We start from the raw sequence: 25,544 nt of genomic DNA on the forward strand, positions 1-25,544 counted from the left end.
CATCTCAAAAGTCGTTAAGGCAGTTTATAAAAAGAACGAATTTCTTCAAAAGCTTCTGCTGCTGTATTAACAAATTTCACAAAATTAATATCAGTAGGAGAAATTGTACCTTGTGCAGACAGATACTCAAAATTGACAGTATTGCTCCAAAATTCTTTGCCAAACAATAAAATTGGTACCTGTTTCATACGCCCCGTCTGTACTAAAGTTAACGTCTCAAACAGTTCATCCAGAGTTCCAAATCCGCCAGGGAAAATGGCTAGGGCTTTCGCTCGTACTAAAAAATGCATTTTGCGCATCCCCAAATAGTGGAAATTAAAACACAAATGCGGTGACACATACGAATTAGGCTCCTGCTCATGTGGTAAAATAATATTCAAGCCAATCGTTGGGGCACCAACATCACAAGCACCACGATTTCCCGCCTCCATGATTCCTGGTCCGCCCCCTGTAACAACCACAAATTCACGATATTGTGTCGTAGCAGAATAAAGTGAGCACAAACGTGCAAACTCTCTTGCTTCATCGTAATAATGTGACATAGCATGCAAATTTTTCTTTTGTATTTCATTCTTTGCAGCCCACGCTGCTTGCCCAGGTTCAGGAATACGCGCACCACCAAATAAAACAACTGTTGATTGAATATCATATTCTTTAAGGGTTATTTCCGGCTTTAAAAATTCAAGACTAATACGTTGTGAACGCAGCTCTGGACGCATCATAAAATCTTGATCGATATAGGCTAAACGATAAGTAGACGAACGCACCTGTGCTGAATTAGAGACTTTATGGATCTGTTGTAGAGCATCCTTCGTATGGAGAAGTGGCGTCCAGTTTTCTTGCTCCCTTTTTCTTTTTTCTTTACAGCTTTTTTTCATGCACCTGTCCTACTTCCTCATCGTTTTATTGACTGAACACATTTCTTCGCGTAGTTCATAGAGAATAAATCTTGAAGCTTTCAACTTGTTTAACGGAACTCTCGTCATGACCCATATCACACAACTTGAAATTATTATCGAACAAGCTTTTGACGATCGCGATTCTATCGATACTACCACAAAAGGCGAAATACGTGAGAGTGTTGAACATGCATTGAACCTTCTTGATAAAGGTGAAATCCGTGTTGCAGAACGACAAAAAAATGGACAATGGCATGTTCATCAATGGTTGAAAAAAGCGGTTTTACTCTCTTTTCGGCTTAATCCTATGCAAATTATTACTGGTGGAATCAATGGGACACATTGGTGGGATAAAGTTCCTTCAAAATTCTCTGGTTGGCAAGAGGCAGATTTTAAAAGTGCTGATTTCCGTTCCGTTCCTGGAGCCATTGTACGTCATTCTGCTTACATTGCACCCAATGTTATATTGATGCCATCCTTTGTCAATCTTGGTGCTTTTATCGATGAGGGCACAATGGTTGATACATGGACCACCGTTGGTTCTTGTGCACAAATTGGTAAACATGTCCATCTTTCTGGCGGTGTTGGTATTGGAGGTGTTTTAGAACCACTGCAAGCAAATCCAACAATCATTGAAGATCATTGCTTTATCGGTGCTCGCTCTGAAATTGTTGAAGGCTGTATTATCCGTGAAGGTGCTGTTTTGGGAATGGGAGTCTTTATTGGAAAATCAACAAAGATTATTGATCGTACAACAGGTGAAATTTTTATTGGTGAAGTACCAGCCTATTCAGTGGTTGTACCAGGTTCTCTCCCCGGAAAACCTTTACCAAATGGTGAAGCAGGCCCAAACCTTTATTGTGCTGTTATTGTAAAACGCGTTGATCAAAAAACACGAGAAAAAACATCTATTAATGATCTTTTACGTTCTTAGACACAAGATTAATGCATAATAATATTGCCTCGTTTTTTAACTTGAATAATAACCTCGAATACAAGGATTCTCTCATTTCAAATCCTTTCATAGTGAATCAATCACTATCATTTCCTTGCTCGTTACAAACACAGTTGGTATGTGGGTAAGAAACACTTCAAGAAAAGAGTGAAATACCTTTAATGAATTCTCTCAAGTGATAAGGACTGTCATAATATTTTGAGCTGAAAAAGAGTATGATGGGTGCGCTTTGCACCTTTCTGACGCGTAAAAGCGGTAATGCCAAATGGACTTTATATCATTCACAGTGTATTTTACGTTATATTTTTCACAGCCCCCGTTGTGAAATGGAGTTTGATGTATTGAGTGATGATTTACGAAAACGAGCACGCCAATATGCAACATAAATGTATTTTGTTTAAAGCATTCTGTTTTACGTGAGAAAGTGATACCATTATGCAATACACAAGAACATGAAGCACGACGCAATTCTATTTAAAAGTGTTCTTTAAACACCTGAACCAATCGACAAAAGCAAAAGCGCAATCAATGAGAGAAAATACCCCTTTTTTCATTATTTGTTCATTTTGAGCGCTTGAATAAATGCCGATTGTGGAATTTCTACTTTTCCAAATTGGCGCATCCGCTTTTTGCCTTCTTTTTGCTTTTCCAAAAGTTTGCGCTTACGCGTAACATCACCCCCGTAACATTTCGCTGTTACATCTTTACGCAAAGCACGAATCGTTTCGCGCGCTATAACTTTACCACCAATAGCCGCTTGAACTGGAATCTGAAACATATGCTGAGGAATAAGATCTTTCAGTTTTTCACACATTGAACGCCCGCGCTTTTCTGCAATCGTGCGGTGAACAAGCATCGATAATGCATCAATAGGCTCTCCATTCACCAAAATAGACATTTTAACTAAATCACCTTCTGCATAATCTGTCATTTGATAATCAAAAGAAGCATAACCCTTGGAGATTGATTTTAGCCGATCATAAAAATCAAAAACAACTTCATTCAGTGGTAAATCATACGTTACCATAGCACGGGTTCCAACATAGGATAAACCAACCTGTACCCCACGCCGCTCTTGGCATAGCTCTAAAATTGACCCAAGATAATTATCAGGAGTCATGATTGTCGCCCGAATCCATGGTTCTTCTATGGAAGAAATTTTAACCACATCAGGCATATCCGCTGGATTATGTAACTCTTTAACAGAACCATCATTCATATTCATGCGATAAACAACTGAAGGTGCTGTCGCGATTAAATCCAAATTAAACTCACGCTCTAATCGCTCTTGAATAATTTCAAGATGTAGAAGTCCCAAAAATCCACAGCGAAAACCAAACCCCAAAGCCGCAGATGTTTCCATTTCAAAAGAAAAACTCGCATCATTTAAGCGTAATTTGCCCATGGCTGCACGCAAATCATCAAAATCGGCAGCATCAATTGGAAAAAGTCCACAAAAGACAACCGGTTGCGCAGGCTTAAAACCAGGTAAAGCATTTTCACAAGGACGGCGCTCTTCAGTAATCGTATCCCCAACCCGTGTATCTGCTACCTCTTTGATAGAAGCAGTGATAAAACCAATCTCGCCCGGTCCTAATTCATCAACCTGTATCATTTTAGGTGTAAAAACCCCAACGCGCTCAACTGGATATTTTGCTCCTGTACCCATCATACGAATGGTTTGGCCTTTTTTTAAAATACCATCTATCACCCGTACCAAAACAATGACACCAAGATATGCATCATACCAGCTATCAACCAACATTGCTTTCAAGGGATTTGCAACATCGCCTGTATGTGGAGGTGGTAATTGTGCAACAATTGCCTCCAGAACATCAGGAACACCCAAACCTGTTTTTGCTGATATTTCTACTGCTTGAGATGTATCAATGCCTATTACATCTTCAATTTGTTCTTTAACACGCTCAGGTTCTGCTGCTGGAAGATCAACTTTATTGAGAACAACAACCAACTCATGGGAATTATCAATGGCTTGATAAACATTTGCTAACGTCTGCGCCTCTACGCCTTGGCTTGCATCCACCACCAACAGAGAACCTTCACAAGCTGCCAATGAACGCGAAACCTCATAAGCAAAATCCACATGACCAGGTGTATCCATAAGATTTAAAATATAGGTCTCACCATTCTTGGCTTTATAGCGTAAACGTACCGTTTGTGCTTTAATAGTAATTCCACGTTCACGCTCAATATCCATGGAATCGAGTACTTGTTCTTTCATCTCACGTGTATCAAGCCCACCTGTTATTTGAATCAAACGATCAGCTAAAGTGGATTTGCCGTGATCAATATGCGCCACGATGGAAAAATTACGAATATAATTACGATCTATTGTCATATAAGGCGATTTAGCAAAGAATAATACAAAACGCAAAGACCAATTATGCTCCAGCTCCTTACAAAAGAATATAAACCAAAAAAGCTTCTCAAAACACAACTTCTCATAGCCTAAACAATAAGGCTTTTGTTTGCGAAATTAAATACAAAAGGTCCTAAAATGATCTTTTCACATCTTGTTTGATGACTCATATGCTGTAATAAGCCAGTACCATCACATACTTTGCTAATCTCCAATATTGCGACGATCCTTTACACTTGAAAAAGTTTATCAGAGATATACTTTTCTTGCACAGTCTTTACCCACATGCCCCCCACTCATTCACTTGTGACGTGTAAGCAAGTGATTTGGATTGATTTAACATGAAAATGATTTGACGTGAGAAAGTTTTACAGTATTCAAGGTTCTAATTCAATGTAAATAATGCTATATTATCATTATAAATCAATGTATTATCATATTTATATGATAGGCGTATATATCACTTAGGATTGCAATAAAATTCGTAAGAAATGCTTTTTTATTTGTACGCAATAATCTGCTTTTTTAGCAATCTTATATAAAATAACATGAATATCGAGAGAGTTTCTTCTCAATTTTTAAAACTTTAGAAATATGCTCTATTGAGTGATGTTTTATATACTTTTTATACAACTCCTTCCTTCATTAAATATAAAACACACCAATCCTCTTCGATTCATTGGATAACGCATTGATTTATAATGATCGTTTATTGTTTTGCAATTTAAATTAAAGCTCTGAATATCGCGAGCTTCTCTCATTTTAAATCTTCTCATAATGAATCAATAAATTTTTTGCTCCCCCATTATAAAACAGAGCTAGTGTATGGATAAAAACGTTTAAGAAATGAGTAAAAATACCTCTCTCTTTCAAATGCCAAAAACTATCGTAATATTGAGAACAGATAAAGAAAATGCTCGTGCCTTTTATTTTAAGTAAAATGATGATGCTCTGTGGTTTTTCTATACTTCATGCAAACCGTCAATGAATATGATGTATATTGAGAAAATTATCTTTTAAAAAACGCTTTAATGTACAACGTTATGGGGATACTTTGGGCGTTCTATTTTGCATGAGAAGCGTAACTCTATTAAAGGACAAAAGAAATAACGTGCGACAGTGCGTAATTTTCATTATTCAAAAACATTACCGTAGATGTTTTTGAAAGTTGTTAAAGCCAAATTTAAACATGATCGTTAATTTTTACCTTTATATCACCTCATGCTTTGGCTCAATAAAGGTTGTCTTCCCGGTTCAGAAATCAGACAAACAGATAGAAGCATACTATTTCTCCAATTTGGTATGCAAAAGCTGGAATAACTTATAGAACTTCTTAATCATCTGAATATTAAAAAAGCTCCAAAAATGAAAACTCTACAAGCAAAAAGCTCATGCAATAAAATCACAATAAAAAAATGTATAGCTAATCAATTTTTTTAATTGCTTTATTTTTTTTACGCCATTGTGAAGGTTGTAATTCAGCCACAATGATTCCAATCAGAATAAGCAAACCGCCCAATAAAGCTAAGGGAGATAAATGTTCTCCAGCCAAACGCCCAACAATACCAGCCCATACCGGTTCACCTGCGTAAATGAGTGTCGCACGCGTAGGGGAAATAGACTTTTGTGCCCAATTCATAGCTAATTGAATGATGGCACTCATTAATGCCAATCCTATACCAATATTAAACCAAACCCACGAAAATTCAGGGATGCTTTCACCCATCAACGGCATACAAGCAAATGAAAAAAAACCACTAAAAAATAACTGAATAATGGTTACACGCCGACTATCAACCTTGTTCGCAAAAATTCCGATGAGTATGACTTCTCCAGCAATCGCTAAAGCGCCTAACAAAGTTAAAATTTCGCCTTTTGAAAAATCAAAATTTCCCGGCTTTTGTCCTGAAATAAATACAAGCCCAATAAAAGCGAAAATAATGCCAATCCAACAAGCTAAACGGGGAGGTTTTTTAAAAGCAATCCATTGCAAAATTGGAACCATAGGTACATAAAGCGCTGTGATAAAAGCCGACTGACTACTAATAATCGTTTGAAGTCCAGCTGCTTGAAAAGCATAACCCAAAAACATGGCTAAACCAATCGCCATCCCAGCGAAAACTTCATAAACAGTTATCCCTTTTATAGAGCGCCAAAAAACTACCCCACATATAAGAGATGCAACAATAAAACGAAATCCAACAAAAAACAGAGGACCGCTATAGCGTACCGCAATGTGAATGACTAAAAATGTAATGCCCCACAATATTGTCGCAGTAAATATTGCCAATTCTGGCTTACTTAATAAAGGATATTTAAACTGTTTTAGATTCACCATGAAAAACTTTCTCTTCCAATTTTCCCCACAATTTATGAAACAATAAGCGTTCCAACTCCCTGTTCGGTAAACAGCTCTAGTAAAACAGAATGAGGAGTTTTACCATTTAAAATGACAACACCTTCCACACCATTTTGAAGGGCTTTTATACAAGTCTCTACTTTTGGAATCATGCCTCCTGAAATTGTCCCATTTTTAATAAATTTCTCAGCTTCAGAAACTGTCAATTCTTTTAAAAGTTTACCCTGTTTATCCAAAACACCAGGAACATCAGTGAGAAATAAAAGGCGTTTAGCCTCTAATGCACCAGCAATAGCTCCAGCAAAAATATCAGCATTAATATTATAAGTTTTACCATCGCGTCCTGGAGCCACAGGAGCAAGAACCGGTATCATTTCAGAACATGCTAAAAGATCTAGCAACGTGCGGTCAACTTCAACAGGCTCACCAACAAACCCCAAATCTAAAACACGTTCAATATGCGAATCAGGATCAATAACAGTTTTATAAGCCTTTTCGGCAAAAACCATATTGCCATCCTTGCCGCATAATCCTATTGCCCATTCTCCCTCAGCATTGATGAGAGCAACAATTTCTTTATTTATGGAACCCGCTAAAACCATTTCAACCACTTCAACGATCCGCTCATCGGTTACCCGTAATCCGTTTTCAAATCGCGATTCAATCCCCATTTTCATTAAAATTTCAGCAATTTGAGGCCCACCACCATGAACAACAACAGGATTGATCCCCGATTGCTTTAATAGAGCAACATCACGCGCAAATGCTCGCCCCAAAGCAGGATCACCCATAGCATGGCCGCCATATTTTACCACGACCGTTTCATTTTCATATTTTTGCATATAGGGTAAAGCAGACGATAAAAATGCTGCTTGTTTTTCCAAAACATCTACATCACCGTTTTTAGCATCATCCATCAATAGAGCCTCCTCATCACTTTTTACCATCTCTTAATGAAATTTAGGAAAAGTGAAAACAATAAAACCAAACTTTACTCTATCCCCCCCTGAAAATCGTCAATTTTCCTCTAAATTACGAAAAAGGAATAGCGAAATGAAATACAAAAACTTCCTTTAAAAATTGACAGCGAAAAATTAAACAAAATAGGCGTAAAAAAACGTCATTATTTTATGATCTTATATATAAAATTGAAAAGCAAAATTTTGAAGCTACGCTGCACATTCAACTCATTAGTTTATCCCTATGGATACTTAACAATGAATAGGAATATATACAACCATTGATTTTTTAAGATAAAAATAAAGTTTCTTATAATAATAAAATTAACATATTCCTAAGATAAGAAATCACTCAACTGCTTTATAGCTTATCCCAATAAACTATAACTTTGGTTTTAAAAATTTGACTTTTTCTCAATCATAAAACATGAGGAAATGTCAACTGAACGCTCCTTATGGAGAATCATAATAAGTTGATTTATAATAATAATTTATCTTTTTATATCGTAAAATCGAAAAAAGGCTTTGCAACATTATCCATATATTGTGATAGCTCTTCAAAAGCATCTTCGTAAAAGCATTTAATTGTTTAGATTACTCTCTTCGTAAGATTTGATAAAATTTCTCATTTTTCATGATCTGTCATTAAGTTTTTCTTTTTGCATAGCAATACATGCTTGAATTATTCAATGTTTTTTAGAATTTTTAATTCTTTTAATTATGTTATTTTATGAAAAAAGATTCATTTCGTATACTTCTCTTTCCATATCACCAATCAATTTCAACAATATATCGTGCTGTTTTCTAAGCATATTGTGCTATTTTTTTATTGTATTTGTTTTTTCTTTTTAAAGGTAACTTCCTCTATCTTCCCACCAACTTTTTATTATGCCAATAAATTCAATTAAGTGAATTCCATCGAATCTGTTTCCCCACAAGAGAGATACATCGAATACCTCAAAAAGTGTTTTGTTATGTCTTCTTTAGCATTCAACACACATTATCTCATTCCACAATTTCTTTGGAACAAAATAAACTTGATTATAGTGTTTTTATTATCTGGAAGAACTATTTATGACATCAGAAATACAAAACTAAATCCGCATCTAAAAAGACATGATTACTGCTAAAAGCTAAGATGAGGCATGTAAAAGCTATTCCGAACAAAATAACCCTTATTTTAAAGGAAGCAGTGATTAAAACTATGAAAAATGCCAAAAATAAAATCGGTTATAAGAAGTTGATACTTTATTTGAAAAAGATGGATTGCCTAACAGCTTATTTAGCGTTTCTTGGCAAGCCGCTACCTATTTTATAGTTTTATTATAGAGCCTTTAAAAAGAAATTTTGAGTGAAAAAATAAACACCAAAAATACTGAATGCATAAAGGCAGTTATCATGACACTGGCAATATTTATTATCAATCACTCAATTGCGTTCTTATATGGATAAGCCCTTTTTAAAATGTCATAGACACTCAAAAATAAGACTTATCCATAAAACTCATGAAATATAAAAACTATCAGCAGCAGGAATTTATCCTAAATTAGCTGTCTCTCTCTTTTCTTTTCAAGAAAAAATGCTTTTCAAAGATAATGAGACAATAGAAAGCTTAATGAAAATAACTTTCCCACAGTTCTCTCTAATTATTCTGAGAACATTCACATAATTTTAACCAGAAATATTTTCAAAAAATTCTTTCATACGTGAAAAAAAACCATGTGATTGCGGTGAATTTTCATGATTTGAGAGTTTCTCAAATTTTTGCAACAATTCACGTTGTTCTTGCGTTAATTTCTGCGGTGTCTCAATCGTGATATGGATGTAAAGATCACCCCTTGCTTGCTGATGGCGCAACATGGGCATACCTTTGCCTCTAAGGCGGAATTGACGTCCATTTTGTGTCCCTTCTGGAATCTTAACGCGTGCTTTAACACCATCAAGGTCGGAAACTTCAAACTCTCCTCCTAAAGCAGCTGTTACCATTGAAATAGGAACGCGACAGTGAAGATCTGCTCCTTCTCGCTGAAAAAACTCATGCGGTTTAATGGAAAGGAAAATATAAAGATCACCATTGGGGCCACCACGAATACCAGCATCACCCTCACCAGAAAGGCGAATACGCGTTCCATCTTCAATACCAGCTGGAACATTTACGCTTAATGAACGTTTTTTCTCTATACGCCGTGTCCCCTGACATTTGGGGCATGGATCCGTAATAGTTTCACCACGTCCATGACATGTAGGACATGTCCGCTCAATAGAAAAGAAACCCTGTGCAGCACGCACACGACCAGATCCATGACATGTTCCACAAACTTGCGGCTTAGAGCCTTTTCTCGCTCCTGATCCTTCACAAACATCACACGTAACGGAACTGGGAATATTAATTTCTGCAGTTTTTCCTGAAAATGCCTCTTCTAAAGTCACTTCCATATTATAACTCAAATCTGCGCCACGTTCGCGACTATCACCACGCTTACGGTGTGTCCCTCCCATAATCTCACCAAAAAAGTCTTCGAAAATATCCGCAAATCCACCACCAGCAGCAAAACCACCAAAGGGATTTGCTCCCCCTTGACCACCGCTATTTTCAAAGGCCGCATGGCCAAATCGATCATAAGCAGCACGCTTCTGGGGATCTTTAAGAACTTCATAGGCTTCGCCAATTTCTTTGAATTTTCGCTCTGCTTCTTTATCCCCCGCGTTGCGATCAGGATGATATTGCATTGCCAACTTACGAAAAGCAGATTTCAACTTTTTATCATCACATTCGCGAGTCACGCCAAGAATTTCATAATAGTCAACCTTCATCATGTATTCCTGATAATTTTTCTGTCATCCATCTTTATGGATAATATTGCTTTTAATTTATATTTTTAGCAACAAAGTTGCAACTTATCTCAAATAATAAAGCCCAGCCTTATATTTCAAAGGCTGGGTTTATCAATTAATCAACACATATGCTGACACTATTTCTTCTTATCATTAACTTCTTCAAAATCAGCATCAACAACATCATCATTCTTTGCCTCTGTTTCAGTGTCAGCGCTCGCTGCTTGTGAGGCTTCGTACATAGCCTGTCCAAGTTTCATACTGACTTCTGCTAATTTTTGCATCTTTGTTGTTACTTCTTCCGTATCACTGCCTTCAAGCGCAGATTTCAAATCAGATATTGCTGTTTCAATCTGTCCCTTTTCTTCAGCTGATACTTTATCGCCATATTCATTGAGCGACTTTTCAGTTGAATGAATAAGAGCCTCCGCTTGATTTCTAGCTTCAACACCTTCACGGCGTTTTTTATCCTCAGCCGCGTGCTCTTCTGCATCCTTTACCATTTTTTCAATATCAGCATCACTTAAACCACCTGATGCCTGAATACGAATTTGATGCTCTTTACCTGTTCCCTTATCTTTGGCCGAAACATTAACAATACCATTCGCATCGATATCAAAAGTAACTTCAATTTGAGGTATACCACGTGGGGCTGGAGGAATACCAACAAGATCAAATTGAGCCAATAACTTATTATCACTTGCCATTTCCCGTTCACCTTGGAAAACACGAATCGTCACAGCACTCTGGTTATCATCAGCTGTCGAAAAAACTTGCGATTTTTTCGTCGGGATAGTGGTATTGCGCTCAATAAGGCGTGTGAAAACCCCACCCAAGGTTTCAATACCCAAAGATAAAGGTGTTACATCTAGCAACAACACATCTTTGACATCGCCTTGCAATACACCTCCTTGGATGGCAGCACCCATTGCGACCACTTCATCAGGATTAACGCCTTTGTGTGGATCCTTACCAAAGAAGCTCTGCACAACTTGCTGAATCTTGGGCATACGTGTCATTCCACCCACTAAAACAACTTCGTCAATCTCACCGGCCTTTAATCCAGCATCTTTCAACGCAGCTTTACAAGGTTCAATGGTACGCTGCACTAAATCGTCAACGAGAGATTCAAATTTTGCCCGAGTCAATTTCATTGTTAAGTGCTTAGGACCTGATTGATCTGCCGTGATAAATGGTAAATTGATTTCTGTTTGCTGTGACGAAGAAAGCTCAATCTTTGCTTTTTCTGCCGCTTCTTTTAAGCGCTGTAAAGCGAGTTTATCATTTTTCAGATCAATTCCTTGTTCTTTTTTGAATTCATCGGCAAAATAACCGACCAAGCGCATGTCAAAGTCTTCACCCCCTAAAAACGTATCCCCATTGGTTGACTTAACTTCAAAAACGCCATCTCCAATTTCAAGGACTGAAATATCAAATGTACCACCACCAAGGTCGTAAACAGCAATTGTTTTTCCGTCCTTTTTGTCCAAACCATAAGCTAAAGCAGCAGCTGTTGGCTCATTAATAATCCGTAAAACTTCAAGTCCAGCAATTTTACCTGCGTCTTTCGTGGCTTGACGTTGCGCATCATTAAAATAAGCAGGAACCGTAATAACGGCTTGTTCAACTTTTTCACCAAGATAAGATTCTGCTGTTTCCTTCATCTTTTGCAAAATCATAGCTGAAATTTGTGACGGAGAATATTTCTTTCCCGCCTCTTCAACCCATGCATCACCATTGTCACCTTTAACAATTTTATAAGGAACAAGCGCTTTATCTTTTTCAACCATAGGGTCATCAAAACGGCGCCCTATCAAACGTTTAACTGCAAAAACTGTCCCTTCAGGATTTGTCACCGCCTGCCGTTTAGCAGGCTGCCCAACAAGCCGCTCTCCCCCATCAGTAAAGGCAACAACGGAAGGTGTTGTTCGCGCTCCTTCTGAGTTTTCAATAACTTTTGCGTTTTTGCCATCCATAACAGCCACACAAGAGTTCGTTGTCCCCAAATCAATACCAATTACTTTTGCCATATTATAATCTCCATTCAGCAAGCTACCTCAACCTTCATAAAGCATCTTTTTAAGATAGCTCCTCATAACACCTAAAGCCCGTATATTGCTTCAAGCAATATAAATAATAATAAACTGCAAGTCGCAACAAGCCTTGCTGCCTCGTATATAAGAACAGGCTTTTATTGCTACAAGAGAATAATGAGAGAAACATCTCCAAAATAAAAAATTTATTTTAAAATAGGCACTCTAATGACCCATAAATACCATATTTATGAGAGACTTGAGAGCATAATATATTTTTCTTGCAATTCTCAAAAAATATATCTTTCTATAAAAATTAAAAAATAAAAGAATGATTGCACTCTCGCTCTTGATCTTCTCATCATTGATAAAATCATACTCACGTAAAAGCTTTTTAAAAGGCGAATAATTTATATCACAAATATTATAAATTTTCCTTGGACTAAAATAGTCATCATATCTAATGCTCATATCAGTAAAGGTATTATCTATCGATCTCCTTTCAAAAATTCTCCTTCTAACGGTCTCATTGTTTGCGGCTATTTGAAATCTGTGCTTTAAATTCATCTAAAGCGTTTTTTCTTAACTGTATAATTTTGAACTTTGAAAATATATAAAAATACCTCTGTATAAACGCTTTAAAATGCCAAGAGCTGTCATAATATTAAAATTGGTAAAGTAGTTGATGATTGTTCTGTATTATATCTTCATTAAGTAAAATAGTAGTGCATCATAGATTTTATACCATTTGCAAATACTATTTATGAGATGAACACGGAAGCGTTAAGAGGTGTGTTGTCATTGTAAATCTTACTGTCTTCTTTTAAATTTCAAGAATTCTATGATTTTTATATTCAAATCAATTTCATTTTAGCATTTCTTTCTTTTATTTTAAATAAAAGCTCTGCTAAAATAAAAATATTCAAAGTGTGAATCTTATGAAGGAGGGTAAATCAATGATGACATCTATTATTAAGAAAATAACAAATCTCATCTTTAAGAATATAATACATACACAATATCCATACAAAAAGGTTATCATAAATATCGTGTGTGCTCTTCTCTTTGCTGGTATAACCCTGCCAGCAGGTGCTCAGCAATATAAACTTGGCGACATAGAAATTCTCAATCCTTGGACACGCGAAACACCTAGAGGTATAAGAGTTGGTAGCGGTTATCTCTACATTATCAATCACAGTAATACCCCAGACCGTTTGGTTTCTATTTCCACAAACGGAGTAAAAACAACAGAGATACATTCTATGGCTGTCGTTAATGATATTATGAAAATGGAAAAAATGCACAATGGCATTGAAATTCCGGGAAATGGCGAAATCACGCTTAAGCCTGGCGGTGATCATATTATGTTCATGGGGCTTTCACAACCATTTAAGTTAGGTGATAAAATTAGCGCAAAATTAACATTTGAGAAAGCAGGAACCATTGATGTTGATTTCTCTGTAAACGCTATGAAAGTACCATCACCTTCTAAATCCTCTCCTGTTCACTAAGCTCCTTTTATTATAAATACACACTTTATAAAATGAAGAAGCGTGAAATTTTTTTACGCTTCTTTATTTTTTGTTTAATGCCATCAGTAAAAAATTATCCCCTTTGATGAATTAACTATGGTCAATTTCAGGAATACGTAAAACTTGTCCAGGATAAATTTTATCGGGAGATTTTAGCATTGGCTTATTGGCTTCAAAAATAAATGTGTTTTTATTACCTTGCCCTTTTCCATAAACCTCTTCAGCAATTTTCCAAAGATTATCACCAGATTTAACCTCATAAAAGCGAGAAGTTTTTCTAGGCGTTGTATCTATAACCTTTAATTGATTAACATCTACAGAAGAGATACCTTGTGAATTGCCAACAACCAGCAGTGCTTTTTCAAGTGTTTCCCTATCTGGAACTTCACCGCTTAAAATAGCTTTACCGTCTTCAACTTGAATATTGACTTTTTCTGTACCGAGTTGAAAATGATCAAATGCTCTCTTAAAATCCTTTTCTTTTGGTTCATGGTCCCCAATACCTAACTTTTCCCCTACAGTTTTAATAAAATTAAAAAATCCCATTACGACCTCCTTTCGTGTAGCAGAAACAAATTTTTGTGCATATATTGCCACATTCTTTTCTTTGCTCTTAAAACACATAGGCAGATTTTCTAAACTTCAACAATCAAAACTACATCTGTTCAATTATGAGACAAATACAATAATAAACTTTGTAATAAACCTTGATAAAAAAAGCCTTTATGAAAATTTTCTCTCAAATGAAGGGATCTTAATAGACGTAGAAACATTATAAATTATGAAAGCAAAACAAGATTTTACAGTAATGACAAAAGGTTTTTTACTTTGCTACAATTTGTATCATATTTGTTTTGCAAAAAAAATATGAACTCCCATATAAATAAGTGTGGGTAATTTGCTACCACAGCAATAGAAAGGTCTAAGAAACCATGAAAGATACACCAACAATCACGCAAACGATTGTACTTGTTGATGATGATCGCAATATTTTGACATCTTTATCTTTTGCGCTTGAGACAGAAGGATATCGGGTTGAAAGCTATACAGATGGAGCATCTGCACTCAAGGGTCTCACACTTCACCCTCCACACTTAGCTATTTTTGATATTAAAATGCCCCGAATGGATGGGATGGAACTTTTGCGTCGTTTGCGTCAAAAATCTGATCTTCCAGTTATTTTTCTTACCTCTAAAGATGATGAAATTGATGAATTATTTGGTCTCAAAATGGGAGCTGATGATTTTATTACTAAACCTTTCTCCCAACGTCTTCTTATTGAACGCGTGAAAGCTATTTTACGCCGTTCTAATGCACGTAACCAACCGCTTTCTACAGGAACTTCTTCCACCTCTTCTCTCAAACGCGGAGATCTTGTGATGGATCAAGAACGCCACACCTGTACATGGAAAGATAAACCTGTTATTTTAACCGTTACGGAATTTTTGATTCTGCAAACCTTAGCACAAAGACCAGGAGTTGTAAAAAGTCGTGATGCTTTAATGGATGCTGCTTATAGTGATCAAGTCTACGTAGATGATCGCACCATTGATAGTCACATTAAACGTCTGCGTAAAAAGTTTAAACAAGTGGATGATGATTTTGCAATGATTGAAACACTTTATGGTGTAGGTTATCGTTTCCACGAGGTATAAAACTACTTTGTCGCAAAAATTTGAATGGCAATCAAATCGATGACAGACAATTCTCAACTGGAAACTTTACAAAAAACAACCGTTAATGGTACATCCCCAACGCCATTTCTTATGTTCGCTCGTTTGCATCTTCGAACACAACGTCTCTTTAGACAATTGCTTTTTTCCAGCCTCACACGTCGCATTGTTATATTAAACATTGCTGCCCTTGCCGTTTTAGTTACAGGCATTTTATACCTTAACCAATTTCGCGATGGTTTAATTGAAGCAAAAATCAAAAGTTTATGTACCCAAGGAAAAATTATTGCTGGGGCTATTGCTGCTTCTGCAACAGTAGATACAAATTCTATCCTCATTGACCCTCAAAAACTCTTAGAGTTACAGACTGGTGAAAGCGTTACACCCGCTCCTCAATCAACCGATTCTTGGGATTTTCCTATTAACCCTGAGCAAGTTGCCCCTCTTTTACGGCGTCTTATTACACCTAAAACGACAAGAGCACGTATCTATGATCGTGATGCTACTCTCCTTCTTGATTCGCGCGTTCTTTATTCTAGTGGAGAAGTTTTTAGTTATGATTTACCCCCACTTAAAACAGAACAAAACATGTGGGATCGCCTTACTTCATGGTATTCAAGCGCATTTTATGGCAAAGGTATTGCTCTTGACAGAGAACAAACAAAAACCAGTGGTATTGCTTATCCAGAAGTGTACCGCGCATTAAACGGATCTCTTGCTACGGCTAAAAGACGCAACAGACAAGGGCAATTAATTGTTTCTGTTGCCGTTCCTGTTCAACGCTATCGCGCAGTGGTTGGAGCTCTTCTTCTTTCGACCACTGGTTCCGATATTGATAACATTGTAAAAGGCGAAAGACTGGTTATCTTTAAAGTTTTTGCCGTTGTAGGTAGCGTACTTTTGGTTCTTTCTCTCTTTTTGGCCCATACGATTGCCCATCCATTAAGTAAATTATCTGCCTCGGCTAATCGAGTGCGTAATGGTAATAATCAGCGTGTAGAAATTCCTGATTTTTCAATGCGTGAAGATGAAATTGGTCACCTTTCAACTTCTATTCGTGATATGACTAATGCCCTTTATATGCGTATTGAAGCCATTGAACGCTTTGCTGCTGATGTAAGCCACGAATTAAAAAATCCTCTCACCTCTCTACGCAGTGCTGTTGAAACGCTCCCTCTGGCTAAAAATGAAGAAGCACAAGAGAAATTGCTGGAAATTATTCAACATGATGTGCGCCGCCTTGATCGGTTGATTACAGATATTTCTGATGCATCGCGACTCGATGCAGAGCTTGCACGAGAAACCGCAGAGATTGTTGATATGACACCGCTTTTGGAAAGTCTTGTTCATGCTGTTCAGGAAGTGTATCGTAATACGCAAACTATTGATATAAGCCTTAATATTGTCCCACGTCCTCATGGAAAAGCTTATCTTGTATTGGGACATGAACTTCGTTTAGGACAAGTGATTTCAAATCTTCTTGAAAATGCGCGTTCTTTTATTCCTCGGAATCGTGGCAAAATTTGCATTACTATGAAAAGCCATGCTTCAACCCTTATTTTAACCATTGAAGATAATGGCCCAGGTATTCGTTCAGAAAATATTGAACGCATTTTTGAACGTTTTTACACAGATCGACCAAATGAAGATGCTTTTGGACAAAACTCTGGACTTGGCCTTTCTATTAGTCGGCAAATCATCGAGGCTCATAATGGGACAATTACAGCCGAAAATATTATCGATCCTACACTTGGGAAGTGTAAAACTGGTGCACGTTTTACTATTATGCTTCCGCTTGCTAAATAAATCTTTTATCCAAAGTAAAAGGCATGAAAACAAAATGTGAAATACTCCACGCAAATTGCCTTCAACTGGGGGGCAAGGGGCTGTTAATTATAGGTCCATCCGGATCAGGAAAATCAACCATCACCCTTTCTTTGCTTGACCGCGCTGAGTGGTCAAAACGTGAAGCGAAGCTTATCAGTGATGATTATACAATGTTGCGTGCGGAAAATGGAAAGCTTCACGGATACACTCCCGATAATTTAGAGGGCGGCATCGAGATTCGTGGCGTTGGTCTTTATATGATAGAATTCAAAAAGCACACAACTATCGATTGTGTTATTTTTCTCGGTCCGGAATATGAACGTTTTTCCACAAATAAAACTTTTCAATTTGAAAATTTGCACATTCCTCTTTTAAAACTTCCCTCTCTTCGTGAAGCCGATTGTACAGCCATTTGTCAAGCTATTGAAGCATTTTTGTTTAGAAAAATATGGCAAAAATCTGTCTAATTTTTTTCTAAAGATAAAAAAATCACAATTTTTGCCTTTTTTTTGCAAATTTTTCTTGGCAGCAAGATAAAGCCTTGTACAATGTCTTTCCCACCAACTATGGTTGGGTCTTATTAGTTAACAGGAGTTTGCGTAAATGATTGGACTCGTGCTTGTAACGCACGGTGAGCTGGCTGTCGAATTTTTACATGCCGTGGAACATGTTGTTGGAGTACAAGAAAAGTTCGCAACAATATGCGTTTATCCCGATGACGATATAGATCAGCGCCGAGGTGATATTATAGCCGCAGTAACCGATACAGATACGGATCATGGCGTCATCATATTAACAGATGTGTTCGGTGGAACACCATCAAATATAGCTATTCCTGCTATTGAAAAAGGACGCGTTGAAATGATTGCGGGTGTTAATTTGCCCATGCTTATTAAACTGATTTCTATTCGCAAATGTCCTGATATTTCATTATCAGACGCGTTAAGAATAGCACAAGAAGCAGGGCGTAAATATATTAATGTACCAAGTATGATTTTATAGCGGATAATAAAATACCAATGTTTTCCAAAGATACCCTCCCATGTATAAGTCGTCATTTCAATATCTGTAATAAACGTGGGTTGCATGCACGTGCTTCTGCAAAATTTGTACAAACTGTTGACAATTTTAATGTTACTGTTGAAGTTGAAAAGGACGGGAAAATTGTTGGCGGATCATCAATTATGGGACTTATGATGCTAGCGGCTTCATCCGGTTGCAACCTCACCATTCGTGTTTCAGGACCAGAAGCAACAGATGCTCTTAATGCTCTTGAAAAGCTCATCAATAACAACTTTGGAGAGGAAAACTAGTGCTTTTTCATCATAAACAAAGATGATAATTCTTAGAAAATAGGAACTTTCGATCATTATTTTGAATTTTAATTTCTCTTCCCGCTTTTATACCAATATTCATATCCATTATAGATTGGCATAATTATCATAAATGTAAAAGCTTATAGTAATTTTGTTATGCTCGATTTTTTTCTTCCTTTCCTAACATTATTTGACCAATTTGAATAGTTTTGCGTATTATGGCTATTCCCCGACTTAATCATATAATTAAATTTTTACAGAAAAGAGAACTCTTCACCTTGTATTAAAGTATGCTTTATTTTAGGCTAAAGATAAATGTCAAAATAATTTCGCACATCAAAAATCTATCAACTTTTCTTATTTTCTGCTAACTTTGTAGCCTTTATAATACACAAGTAATCTTCCATTGCACATCATTGTGATACAGATCCTGAAAACGCAATTCTTATCAATATCATAACCATTTTCTTAAAACGAATAAGCTTTGTACGCTCATAATTATAGTAAGCATTTTTTAGACATTCTTTTTCTATACTATTGCCTTGTTTTCTGTGGTACGTGCCCCGCCCTTATTATCTATATTGCGCTTGGGATAGCATCTTTCATTATAAGGAGATAATATCATGGGTCGTCTATTTAGTGCTCTTCAGATTCCTCAACAAACAACAAAAGCCCTCGTATCATTGCAAAATGGCTTACCAAAAGCGCAATGGATCAACCCGCAAAATTTTCATGTCACCTTATCTTTTTTTGGCGAAGTTGAAAGCTCCTTAGCAGATGAAATTATGCATACCTTTAACACTATAGAACTTCCTTCTTTTACGCTACAGATAAAAGGTTTTGAAGTTTTGGGTTCAGAAAATGCTCCTCATTCTCTTGTGGTTCGCATTGAACCTTGTGAAAAGCTTACTCTTTTACATGAAAAGATGCAATATATTCGGAATAAATTAGAGTTAAAGCCTGATGAAAGACTGTTCATTCCGCATATCACTCTTGCACGAATATTTGATATTAATCTTAAAGATCTTTCTTCTTATCTATCTTTTCAAGATGATTTTTTTGTCCCTCCTTTTGAAGTTGATCATTTTGTTTTATTGTTATCGGCCTCTCCCTTAAATAAGGCTCCCTATATTGTAAAAGGAAGTTGGGCGCTTCAAAGATAAAAGGGTGTTTATAACACCCTTTAAAAACCCTTTAAGAAAAGACTTCATATATGTGTAATTGCAGGGAATACTGCATTTTATGTTGGAGATTTATTATTGATGTGTTTTAAGCCGAATCAGCTTCAACAGAAGCTTCTTTTGCTCCTCCTTTAGCTACACCCACTATAGCTGGACGTAGTACCCTTTCCCCGATAATATAACCTGCCTGAACCACTTGTTGAACAGTATTATCTGGAACATCAGCATTGGGAATTTCAAACATCGCTTGATGAAAGTGAGGATCAAATTTTTGCCCCTCTGGATGAATTTTTTGCACCCCATGACGTTCTAATGCTGCCATCATGGCACGTTCAGTCATTTCAACGCCTTCTGCCAATGATTTCAAACCAGCATCACTCTCCCGTGCACCTTCTGGAATAGCTTCCAAAGCACGATTGAGATTGTCAGAAACCGATAACATATCCCGTGCAAAATTAGCAATGGAATAAGCTCTTGCATCCGCCACATCTCGCATAGTACGGCGTCGAAGATTTTCCATATCTGCAACAAGACGTAAAAGCTGATCTTTCAGTTCTTTATTTTCATCCTGCAAAGACGCTAAAAGATCACTAACCTCATTGCTTTCTGTTTCAACGACTTCGTGTTCCTCTGTTTTATGTGTTTTTAAAAATTCATCGGCTGCCTGTTTAAGTGTATTACGATCAGCTGGATTTTTTAAATCACAATTTTCAAATGAAGCGTCAGTAAATTTGTTTTTTTCATCAGACATAAAAATTTTATTCCTTCATAAGATTCGTTATTCTCGATATCGAAATTCTACAGACAAAAATCAAGGGGTAGCAATGTATATAATACAATGAGCTTTTATAGTACAAATACTTACTTGCATCGTTTTAACGCAATAACTGTGACACAAGTTGAGCTGTATAATCAACCATGGGCACGATCCTTGCATAATTAAGCCGTGTAGGACCAATAACACCTAAAGCACCAATGACTCTTTGTTGTGAATCACGATAAGGTGCTACAACTAAAGAAGAACCAGAAAGAGAAAATAACTTATTTTCTGAACCAATAAAAATTCTAACCCCAGAACCTTCATCCGTTAAATCGAGAAGCTGTGCCATACTCTCGCGCGTTTCAAGATCATCAAACAAATGGCGTAACCGTTCTAAATCTTCTTCTGCTTTCACATCTTCAAGTAAATTGCTACGCCCGCGAACAATGAGGTGTATTTTATGATCAGCATCTTCTCCTCCCCAAAGAGCTAATCCCGTTTCAACAAGATGATGTGATAAATCATCAAGTGCGGCCCTTGTTTCTGCGCATAAGCGGGCAATTTCCCCTTTAGCTTCACTCAATGTACGCCCTTGAATATGGGCATTGAGAAAATTCGTTGCTTCCGTCAATTGTGCATGAGTAACCCCTTCCGGTAAATGAACAATACGATTTTCAACTTCACCTTGTTGAGTCACCAAAACGGCAAGAGCGTGCTCCCTATCAAGGCGCACAAATTCAATATGTTTCAATGTTCCTTCTTGTTTTGTTGCTAAAACAAGCCCTGCCCCACGTGAAAGATCTGAAAGAACTCGGCTTGCTTGAACAAGAAAATGTTCAACCGATTGTGCATGACCAGCCTCTTTGACTTGCATTTCAATATTTTCTCGCTCTTCGTTTGGCAAATCACCCGCTTCCATAAATGCATCAACAAAAAAGCGTAAACCTGATTGTGTTGGCATTCGACCCGCAGAAACATGTGGTGCATAAATCAAACCGAGATGTTCAAGATCACTCATCACATTGCGAATCGTCGCAGGCGATAATGTCTGTTGTAAAAGCCGCGAAAGATTACGTGATCCTACAGGTTCACCATCATTAAGATAAGCTTCAACAATATGGCGAAAAATATCACGCGAACGTTCATCAAGATATTTTAGTTCATTATCAATAGTTTTGTGCTTCATCACAATTGTTTCACTACTTTTAAAATCCTCATCTCTTATATAAGTTTTGCCAAGGTTTGGTCAAATAGTCTAAAGTAGTATAAAAACATATTATCCTATTGAGCTGTAAAATGCTACCTTTCAGAGTGATGCTTGATAAATTACGCAGGAAATATTTTTGTTAGAGTGTGTGAGAAATATTTAAGATTAAGAATTGATCTGTAAAGTGGTCTGCTGTAGGGACTTGTCAAGAGAATCTAGATTGATTAAAAACCGCTGTAAATAGAAAATTTCACCCTTTAGAGCAAGCAGAATGTGTGTGTATGAGCATTTAAACCGTTTTTTAGCACAAAAATAATTCCCCTTTCATTTTTGGAGAAATCTATATGAGAAGCATAGCAGATAAAAAACTTGTCATTGCTACACATAACACCGGAAAATTGCATGAAATCACTACTTTAATTACGCCTTTCGGTTTAATAATACAATCGGCAAAAGAACTAGGCTTGCCAGAACCAAAAGAAACGGGAAAAACATTTGAAGAAAATGCTTATATTAAAGCTTTTTCAGCAGCAAAAAAAACAGGACTTCCTGCGCTCTCTGATGATTCAGGCTTAGAGGTAGATGCATTGGAGGGTGCGCCAGGCGTTTATACCGCTGATTGGGCAATTCAAGCCGATGGTACACGTAATTTTCCAAAAGCTATGAAAAAAATAGAAAATGAACTCCAAAAAGTCGGAGCACAAGAAAAAAGCCAACGGAAATGCCGTTTTATATCCGTCATTTGCATTGCATGGCCTGATGCTCATGCAGATTACTTCCGCGGATGCGTTGAAGGAACGTTCATTTGGCCTCCACGAGGAGACAAAGGCTTTGGTTTTGATCCTATTTTTTTACCAGATGGATGTGAAAATACCTTTGGAGAAATGTCAACAGAACAAAAACACAACTGGAAACGTAATGATCTTCCCCCTCTTTCACATCGCGCACGTGCTTTCAAACTTTTGGCAGAAAACCTTTTAGCATTCTCATGAATGAACCTTTTGGCATTTACATTCATTGGCCCTTTTGTGTAGCTAAATGTCCTTATTGTGACTTTAATTCGCATGTTCGCATCCATGGTGTTGATCAACCACGTTTTGTCACCGCCTTTAAGCGCGAAATAGAAACGCAATACCACAAAATAGGCCCACGCCATATTACAAGTATTTTTATTGGTGGAGGAACCCCTTCCCTTATGAAGCCGCAAACTGTCGATGCCCTATTGCAAGCACTTGCAAAAAAATGGGTAGTCGATGATAAAGTTGAAATTACATTAGAAGCTAATCCATCCAGTGTGGAAGCAGAGCGCTTTCGTGGATACCGTGCGGCAGGTGTTAATCGCTTATCTCTAGGGATACAAGCGCTCAATGATAAAGCATTGCGCAAACTTGGCCGACTCCATAATGTGGAACAAGCTCTTTGCGCTATTACTTTAGCACGGCAAATTTTTCCACGTTTATCTTTTGATCTCATTTATGCCCGCCCCGAACAAACCCTTGAACAATGGAAATCTGAACTTGTACAAGCAATTGATTTAGCAGCGGACCATCTTTCTCTTTATCAATTGACAATCGAAGAAGGAACTGCCTTTAAACGGCTTCATGATGCAGGAAGACTTATCCTTCCCCCATCAGAGCTAGCAGCAGATCTGTATCATCTTACTCAAGAAATAACGGCACTACATGGACTTCCTGCCTATGAAATCTCAAACCATGCAATGCCCGGTGCCGAATCAGCACACAATCTTCTTTATTGGCGTTATCACCAATATGCAGGCTTTGGTCCAGGAGCACATGGACGTTTCATTGAGCATACACCGAATCATTCCTCTTTCTGTTCAAAAACATTGTCATCACACCTTGAAAACCGCGAACGTTATGTCACAATAAATGAAAAGCATCCCGAACAGTGGCTTAATTTGGTAGAAACAACAGGACATGGCTGTATTGAAACAGAACATTTAACCACTGAACAACAGGCAAATGAAATGCTCCTTATGGGATTACGCCTTTGCGAAGGCTTAGAACTTATACGCTATGAAACCTTAAGCCCTAAACGCATTCCAATGGAAAAACTGATCGATTTACAACACCAAGAATTGATAGAAATGGTGGATAACCAACGCTTAAAAGCAACAACCAAAGGACGTATTGTTCTTGATCACATCATCAGCCAACTCGCAAACTAAAGTTTTTATAACAACATACTTATTTTAATCATAATTATCATTTTTCACAGCAAAGGTGAGATTAGAATATCGTGAGATTCTCTCATTTCAAAACTATTTATAGCAAGTTAGTTACCGCCATTTGCTTACACCTTAAAAAGGGAGAAGCATGTGGATAAAAACTATAAAAAAGGAGTAAAAAGGCCTCTGATGAACACTCTTAAATGCTAAAAGCTATTGCAATATTTTGAGCTAGAAAATGTATGGTGCTCTAACTTTATTTTTCATAAACATAAAGATGAGGAGGCATTATAGATTTTATATTACAACATTCATAAGCACCGTAGTAGCACAAATGTGATAAACATTGAGAAAATTTCTTTAAAACAAGTATGTGAATGCATAATACGATAATGTATTGTTCTTTATGAAATCGTGGCACCATTTAAAGAACCAGAGAAATAAGCATGAAGCCATGCATCAGTCTCTGATTATTTAAAAAGATATTACTCTAGTTACTTTTGAAAACCGTAAAGCCGAATAAAAAAGAAAGTAAAAAAGCACGCTGATTTTCACCTTTATACCTTTATATTTTTCCTCAATGAGATTGTATGTCTGTTTCAGAGATTATAAAAAATAGATATACACAATGCTTTTATCCCATTTTGGCATATAAAAGCTGTTGTCGCAAAAAATACTGAACCAATATTTATTTGAGATACGCGGCTGTATGATCGGTATTAATTTATAGGTAACAGCAACATCATGAGCTTTACTAAACAAATAATGCGCTCAAATGGCAAATATACTAAATATGAATCGGTATTGCTTTGTTAGCGAGCGAAACGATGTTAATCTCATATGATCTTACTTGTATGCATAATGCTTATGAGTATCTGTACGCGTCCTTTAAGGTTATTTTATTAAAAAATTGAGAATAATACTAGGGTAATCCTTGGCTCAAGAAGTCAACGTGCTGCTACAAAAGAATTTCTGTGTACCTTTATCATAACCAATATTAAAGCTGATTAAATAAGCTCACCTTCTATCTCGTAATGATTTGCAACGGAAGTTCTTGGGGACAAAAAAGCAGAGCAAAATATATGAAATAAAACAAACTTAAAGCGCTTTTCCTATAGGCTTTATTCTAAGAGAGTCTAATTGGAACAAGAAGTACCTTTTATGCGAGTGCAGAAAACATATAAAAACATGAGCTGTGAATGAGCGCATTTATGTTGTACGAACTTTTTACAATAGCAGCATGTTTTTGTGTGTCTTTATGGCATCAACCTGTCATCACACAATGATGATATAATATTCATTGTTTTCCATATATGATTGCGTGTGACTTCCTTTCTACACTTTAAAGAACGAATATTTTCAATCCAATATGGTCTAAACAGTTCTGCTTCTTCAAGCAGATCTCTTTTGGCTTTTCAATTATGTAATTCACTTAACTAA

General features: G+C 36.8%; 19 protein-coding genes. 10 read left to right on the forward strand and 9 right to left on the reverse strand.

The window, feature by feature from the left end; genetic code table 11:
• Nucleotides 1-14 precede the first annotated feature (14 nt).
• Nucleotides 15-878 carry an LOG family protein gene (locus ACFIMA_RS00345; protein WP_375611394.1) on the reverse strand — a complete coding sequence of 288 codons (864 nt, stop codon included), beginning with the start codon at nucleotides 876-878 and terminating at the stop codon, nucleotides 15-17.
• Nucleotides 879-984: 106 nt separating this feature from the next.
• Here ACFIMA_RS00345 and dapD point away from each other — a divergent pair, with 106 nt between their 5' ends.
• Nucleotides 985-1,833: a 2,3,4,5-tetrahydropyridine-2,6-dicarboxylate N-succinyltransferase gene (gene dapD / locus ACFIMA_RS00350; RefSeq protein WP_375611393.1), complete on the forward strand. Its 849-nt coding sequence runs from the start codon at nucleotides 985-987 to the stop codon at nucleotides 1,831-1,833.
• A 574-nt stretch (nucleotides 1,834-2,407) separates the two neighbouring features.
• Here dapD and lepA read toward each other — a convergent pair.
• From lepA to dnaK, 5 genes are all read right to left on the reverse strand, one after another.
• Nucleotides 2,408-4,213: a translation elongation factor 4 gene (gene lepA / locus ACFIMA_RS00355; protein ID WP_375693010.1), complete on the reverse strand. Its 1,806-nt coding sequence runs from the start codon at nucleotides 4,211-4,213 to the stop codon at nucleotides 2,408-2,410.
• 1,444 nt (nucleotides 4,214-5,657) lie between these two features.
• Nucleotides 5,658-6,572: a DMT family transporter gene (locus ACFIMA_RS00360; protein WP_375632140.1), complete on the reverse strand. Its 915-nt coding sequence runs from the start codon at nucleotides 6,570-6,572 to the stop codon at nucleotides 5,658-5,660.
• Nucleotides 6,573-6,604: 32 nt separating this feature from the next.
• The gene (gene argB / locus ACFIMA_RS00365) at nucleotides 6,605-7,510 is read right to left on the reverse strand and encodes an acetylglutamate kinase (protein ID WP_375632139.1); all 906 of its coding nucleotides are present in this window, start codon (nucleotides 7,508-7,510) and stop codon (nucleotides 6,605-6,607) included.
• A gap of 1,713 nt (nucleotides 7,511-9,223) precedes the next feature.
• Nucleotides 9,224-10,366, reverse strand: a complete 1,143-nt coding sequence (gene dnaJ, locus ACFIMA_RS00370; RefSeq protein ID WP_375632170.1) for a molecular chaperone DnaJ — start codon at nucleotides 10,364-10,366, stop codon at nucleotides 9,224-9,226.
• 158 nt (nucleotides 10,367-10,524) lie between these two features.
• Nucleotides 10,525-12,417 carry a molecular chaperone DnaK gene (gene dnaK / locus ACFIMA_RS00375; protein WP_273790233.1) on the reverse strand — a complete coding sequence of 631 codons (1,893 nt, stop codon included), beginning with the start codon at nucleotides 12,415-12,417 and terminating at the stop codon, nucleotides 10,525-10,527.
• A gap of 959 nt (nucleotides 12,418-13,376) precedes the next feature.
• Here dnaK and ACFIMA_RS00380 point away from each other — a divergent pair.
• Nucleotides 13,377-13,931: a copper chaperone PCu(A)C gene (locus ACFIMA_RS00380; protein WP_375611390.1), complete on the forward strand. Its 555-nt coding sequence runs from the start codon at nucleotides 13,377-13,379 to the stop codon at nucleotides 13,929-13,931.
• Nucleotides 13,932-14,042: 111 nt separating this feature from the next.
• On the opposite strand, the gene lysM is transcribed toward ACFIMA_RS00380, so the two are convergent.
• Nucleotides 14,043-14,498 carry a peptidoglycan-binding protein LysM gene (gene lysM, locus ACFIMA_RS00385; protein WP_375611389.1) on the reverse strand — a complete coding sequence of 152 codons (456 nt, stop codon included), beginning with the start codon at nucleotides 14,496-14,498 and terminating at the stop codon, nucleotides 14,043-14,045.
• A gap of 386 nt (nucleotides 14,499-14,884) precedes the next feature.
• Here lysM and ACFIMA_RS00390 point away from each other — a divergent pair, with 386 nt between their 5' ends.
• From ACFIMA_RS00390 to thpR, 6 genes are all read left to right on the forward strand, one after another.
• Nucleotides 14,885-15,607 carry a response regulator transcription factor gene (locus ACFIMA_RS00390; protein WP_005774392.1) on the forward strand — a complete coding sequence of 241 codons (723 nt, stop codon included), beginning with the start codon at nucleotides 14,885-14,887 and terminating at the stop codon, nucleotides 15,605-15,607.
• Nucleotides 15,608-15,646: 39 nt separating this feature from the next.
• Complete coding sequence (locus tag ACFIMA_RS00395) at nucleotides 15,647-17,431, forward strand: stimulus-sensing domain-containing protein (RefSeq protein ID WP_375632138.1); 1,785 nt, start codon at nucleotides 15,647-15,649, stop codon at nucleotides 17,429-17,431.
• Nucleotides 17,432-17,454: 23 nt separating this feature from the next.
• Entirely contained in the window at nucleotides 17,455-17,919 is a 465-nt protein-coding gene (locus ACFIMA_RS00400; RefSeq protein ID WP_375612806.1) for an HPr kinase/phosphatase C-terminal domain-containing protein, read from the forward strand.
• 136 nt (nucleotides 17,920-18,055) lie between these two features.
• Nucleotides 18,056-18,454 carry a PTS sugar transporter subunit IIA gene (locus ACFIMA_RS00405; protein ID WP_375611386.1) on the forward strand — a complete coding sequence of 133 codons (399 nt, stop codon included), beginning with the start codon at nucleotides 18,056-18,058 and terminating at the stop codon, nucleotides 18,452-18,454.
• A 17-nt stretch (nucleotides 18,455-18,471) separates the two neighbouring features.
• Nucleotides 18,472-18,765, forward strand: a complete 294-nt coding sequence (locus tag ACFIMA_RS00410) for an HPr family phosphocarrier protein (protein WP_012754483.1) — start codon at nucleotides 18,472-18,474, stop codon at nucleotides 18,763-18,765.
• Nucleotides 18,766-19,391: 626 nt separating this feature from the next.
• Nucleotides 19,392-19,931 carry an RNA 2',3'-cyclic phosphodiesterase gene (gene thpR / locus ACFIMA_RS00415; protein ID WP_375632137.1) on the forward strand — a complete coding sequence of 180 codons (540 nt, stop codon included), beginning with the start codon at nucleotides 19,392-19,394 and terminating at the stop codon, nucleotides 19,929-19,931.
• 106 nt (nucleotides 19,932-20,037) lie between these two features.
• Here the strand turns inward: thpR and grpE are convergent, their stop codons facing one another.
• Nucleotides 20,038-20,700 carry a nucleotide exchange factor GrpE gene (gene grpE, locus ACFIMA_RS00420; protein WP_375611384.1) on the reverse strand — a complete coding sequence of 221 codons (663 nt, stop codon included), beginning with the start codon at nucleotides 20,698-20,700 and terminating at the stop codon, nucleotides 20,038-20,040.
• Nucleotides 20,701-20,824: 124 nt separating this feature from the next.
• Nucleotides 20,825-21,895 carry a heat-inducible transcriptional repressor HrcA gene (gene hrcA / locus ACFIMA_RS00425; RefSeq protein ID WP_273790224.1) on the reverse strand — a complete coding sequence of 357 codons (1,071 nt, stop codon included), beginning with the start codon at nucleotides 21,893-21,895 and terminating at the stop codon, nucleotides 20,825-20,827.
• A gap of 365 nt (nucleotides 21,896-22,260) precedes the next feature.
• Between hrcA and rdgB the strand changes: the two genes are divergently transcribed.
• Entirely contained in the window at nucleotides 22,261-22,908 is a 648-nt protein-coding gene (rdgB, locus tag ACFIMA_RS00430) for an RdgB/HAM1 family non-canonical purine NTP pyrophosphatase (RefSeq protein WP_375692996.1), read from the forward strand.
• Entirely contained in the window at nucleotides 22,905-24,104 is a 1,200-nt protein-coding gene (gene hemW / locus ACFIMA_RS00435; protein ID WP_375692995.1) for a radical SAM family heme chaperone HemW, read from the forward strand. The genes rdgB and hemW overlap by 4 nt, the downstream gene beginning before the upstream one ends.
• The last annotated feature ends 1,440 nt before the right edge of the window (nucleotides 24,105-25,544 follow it).

The organism is Bartonella sp. AP88HLJMH, from assembly GCF_042195605.1.
Taxonomy (GTDB): Bacteria; Pseudomonadota; Alphaproteobacteria; order Rhizobiales; family Rhizobiaceae; genus Bartonella.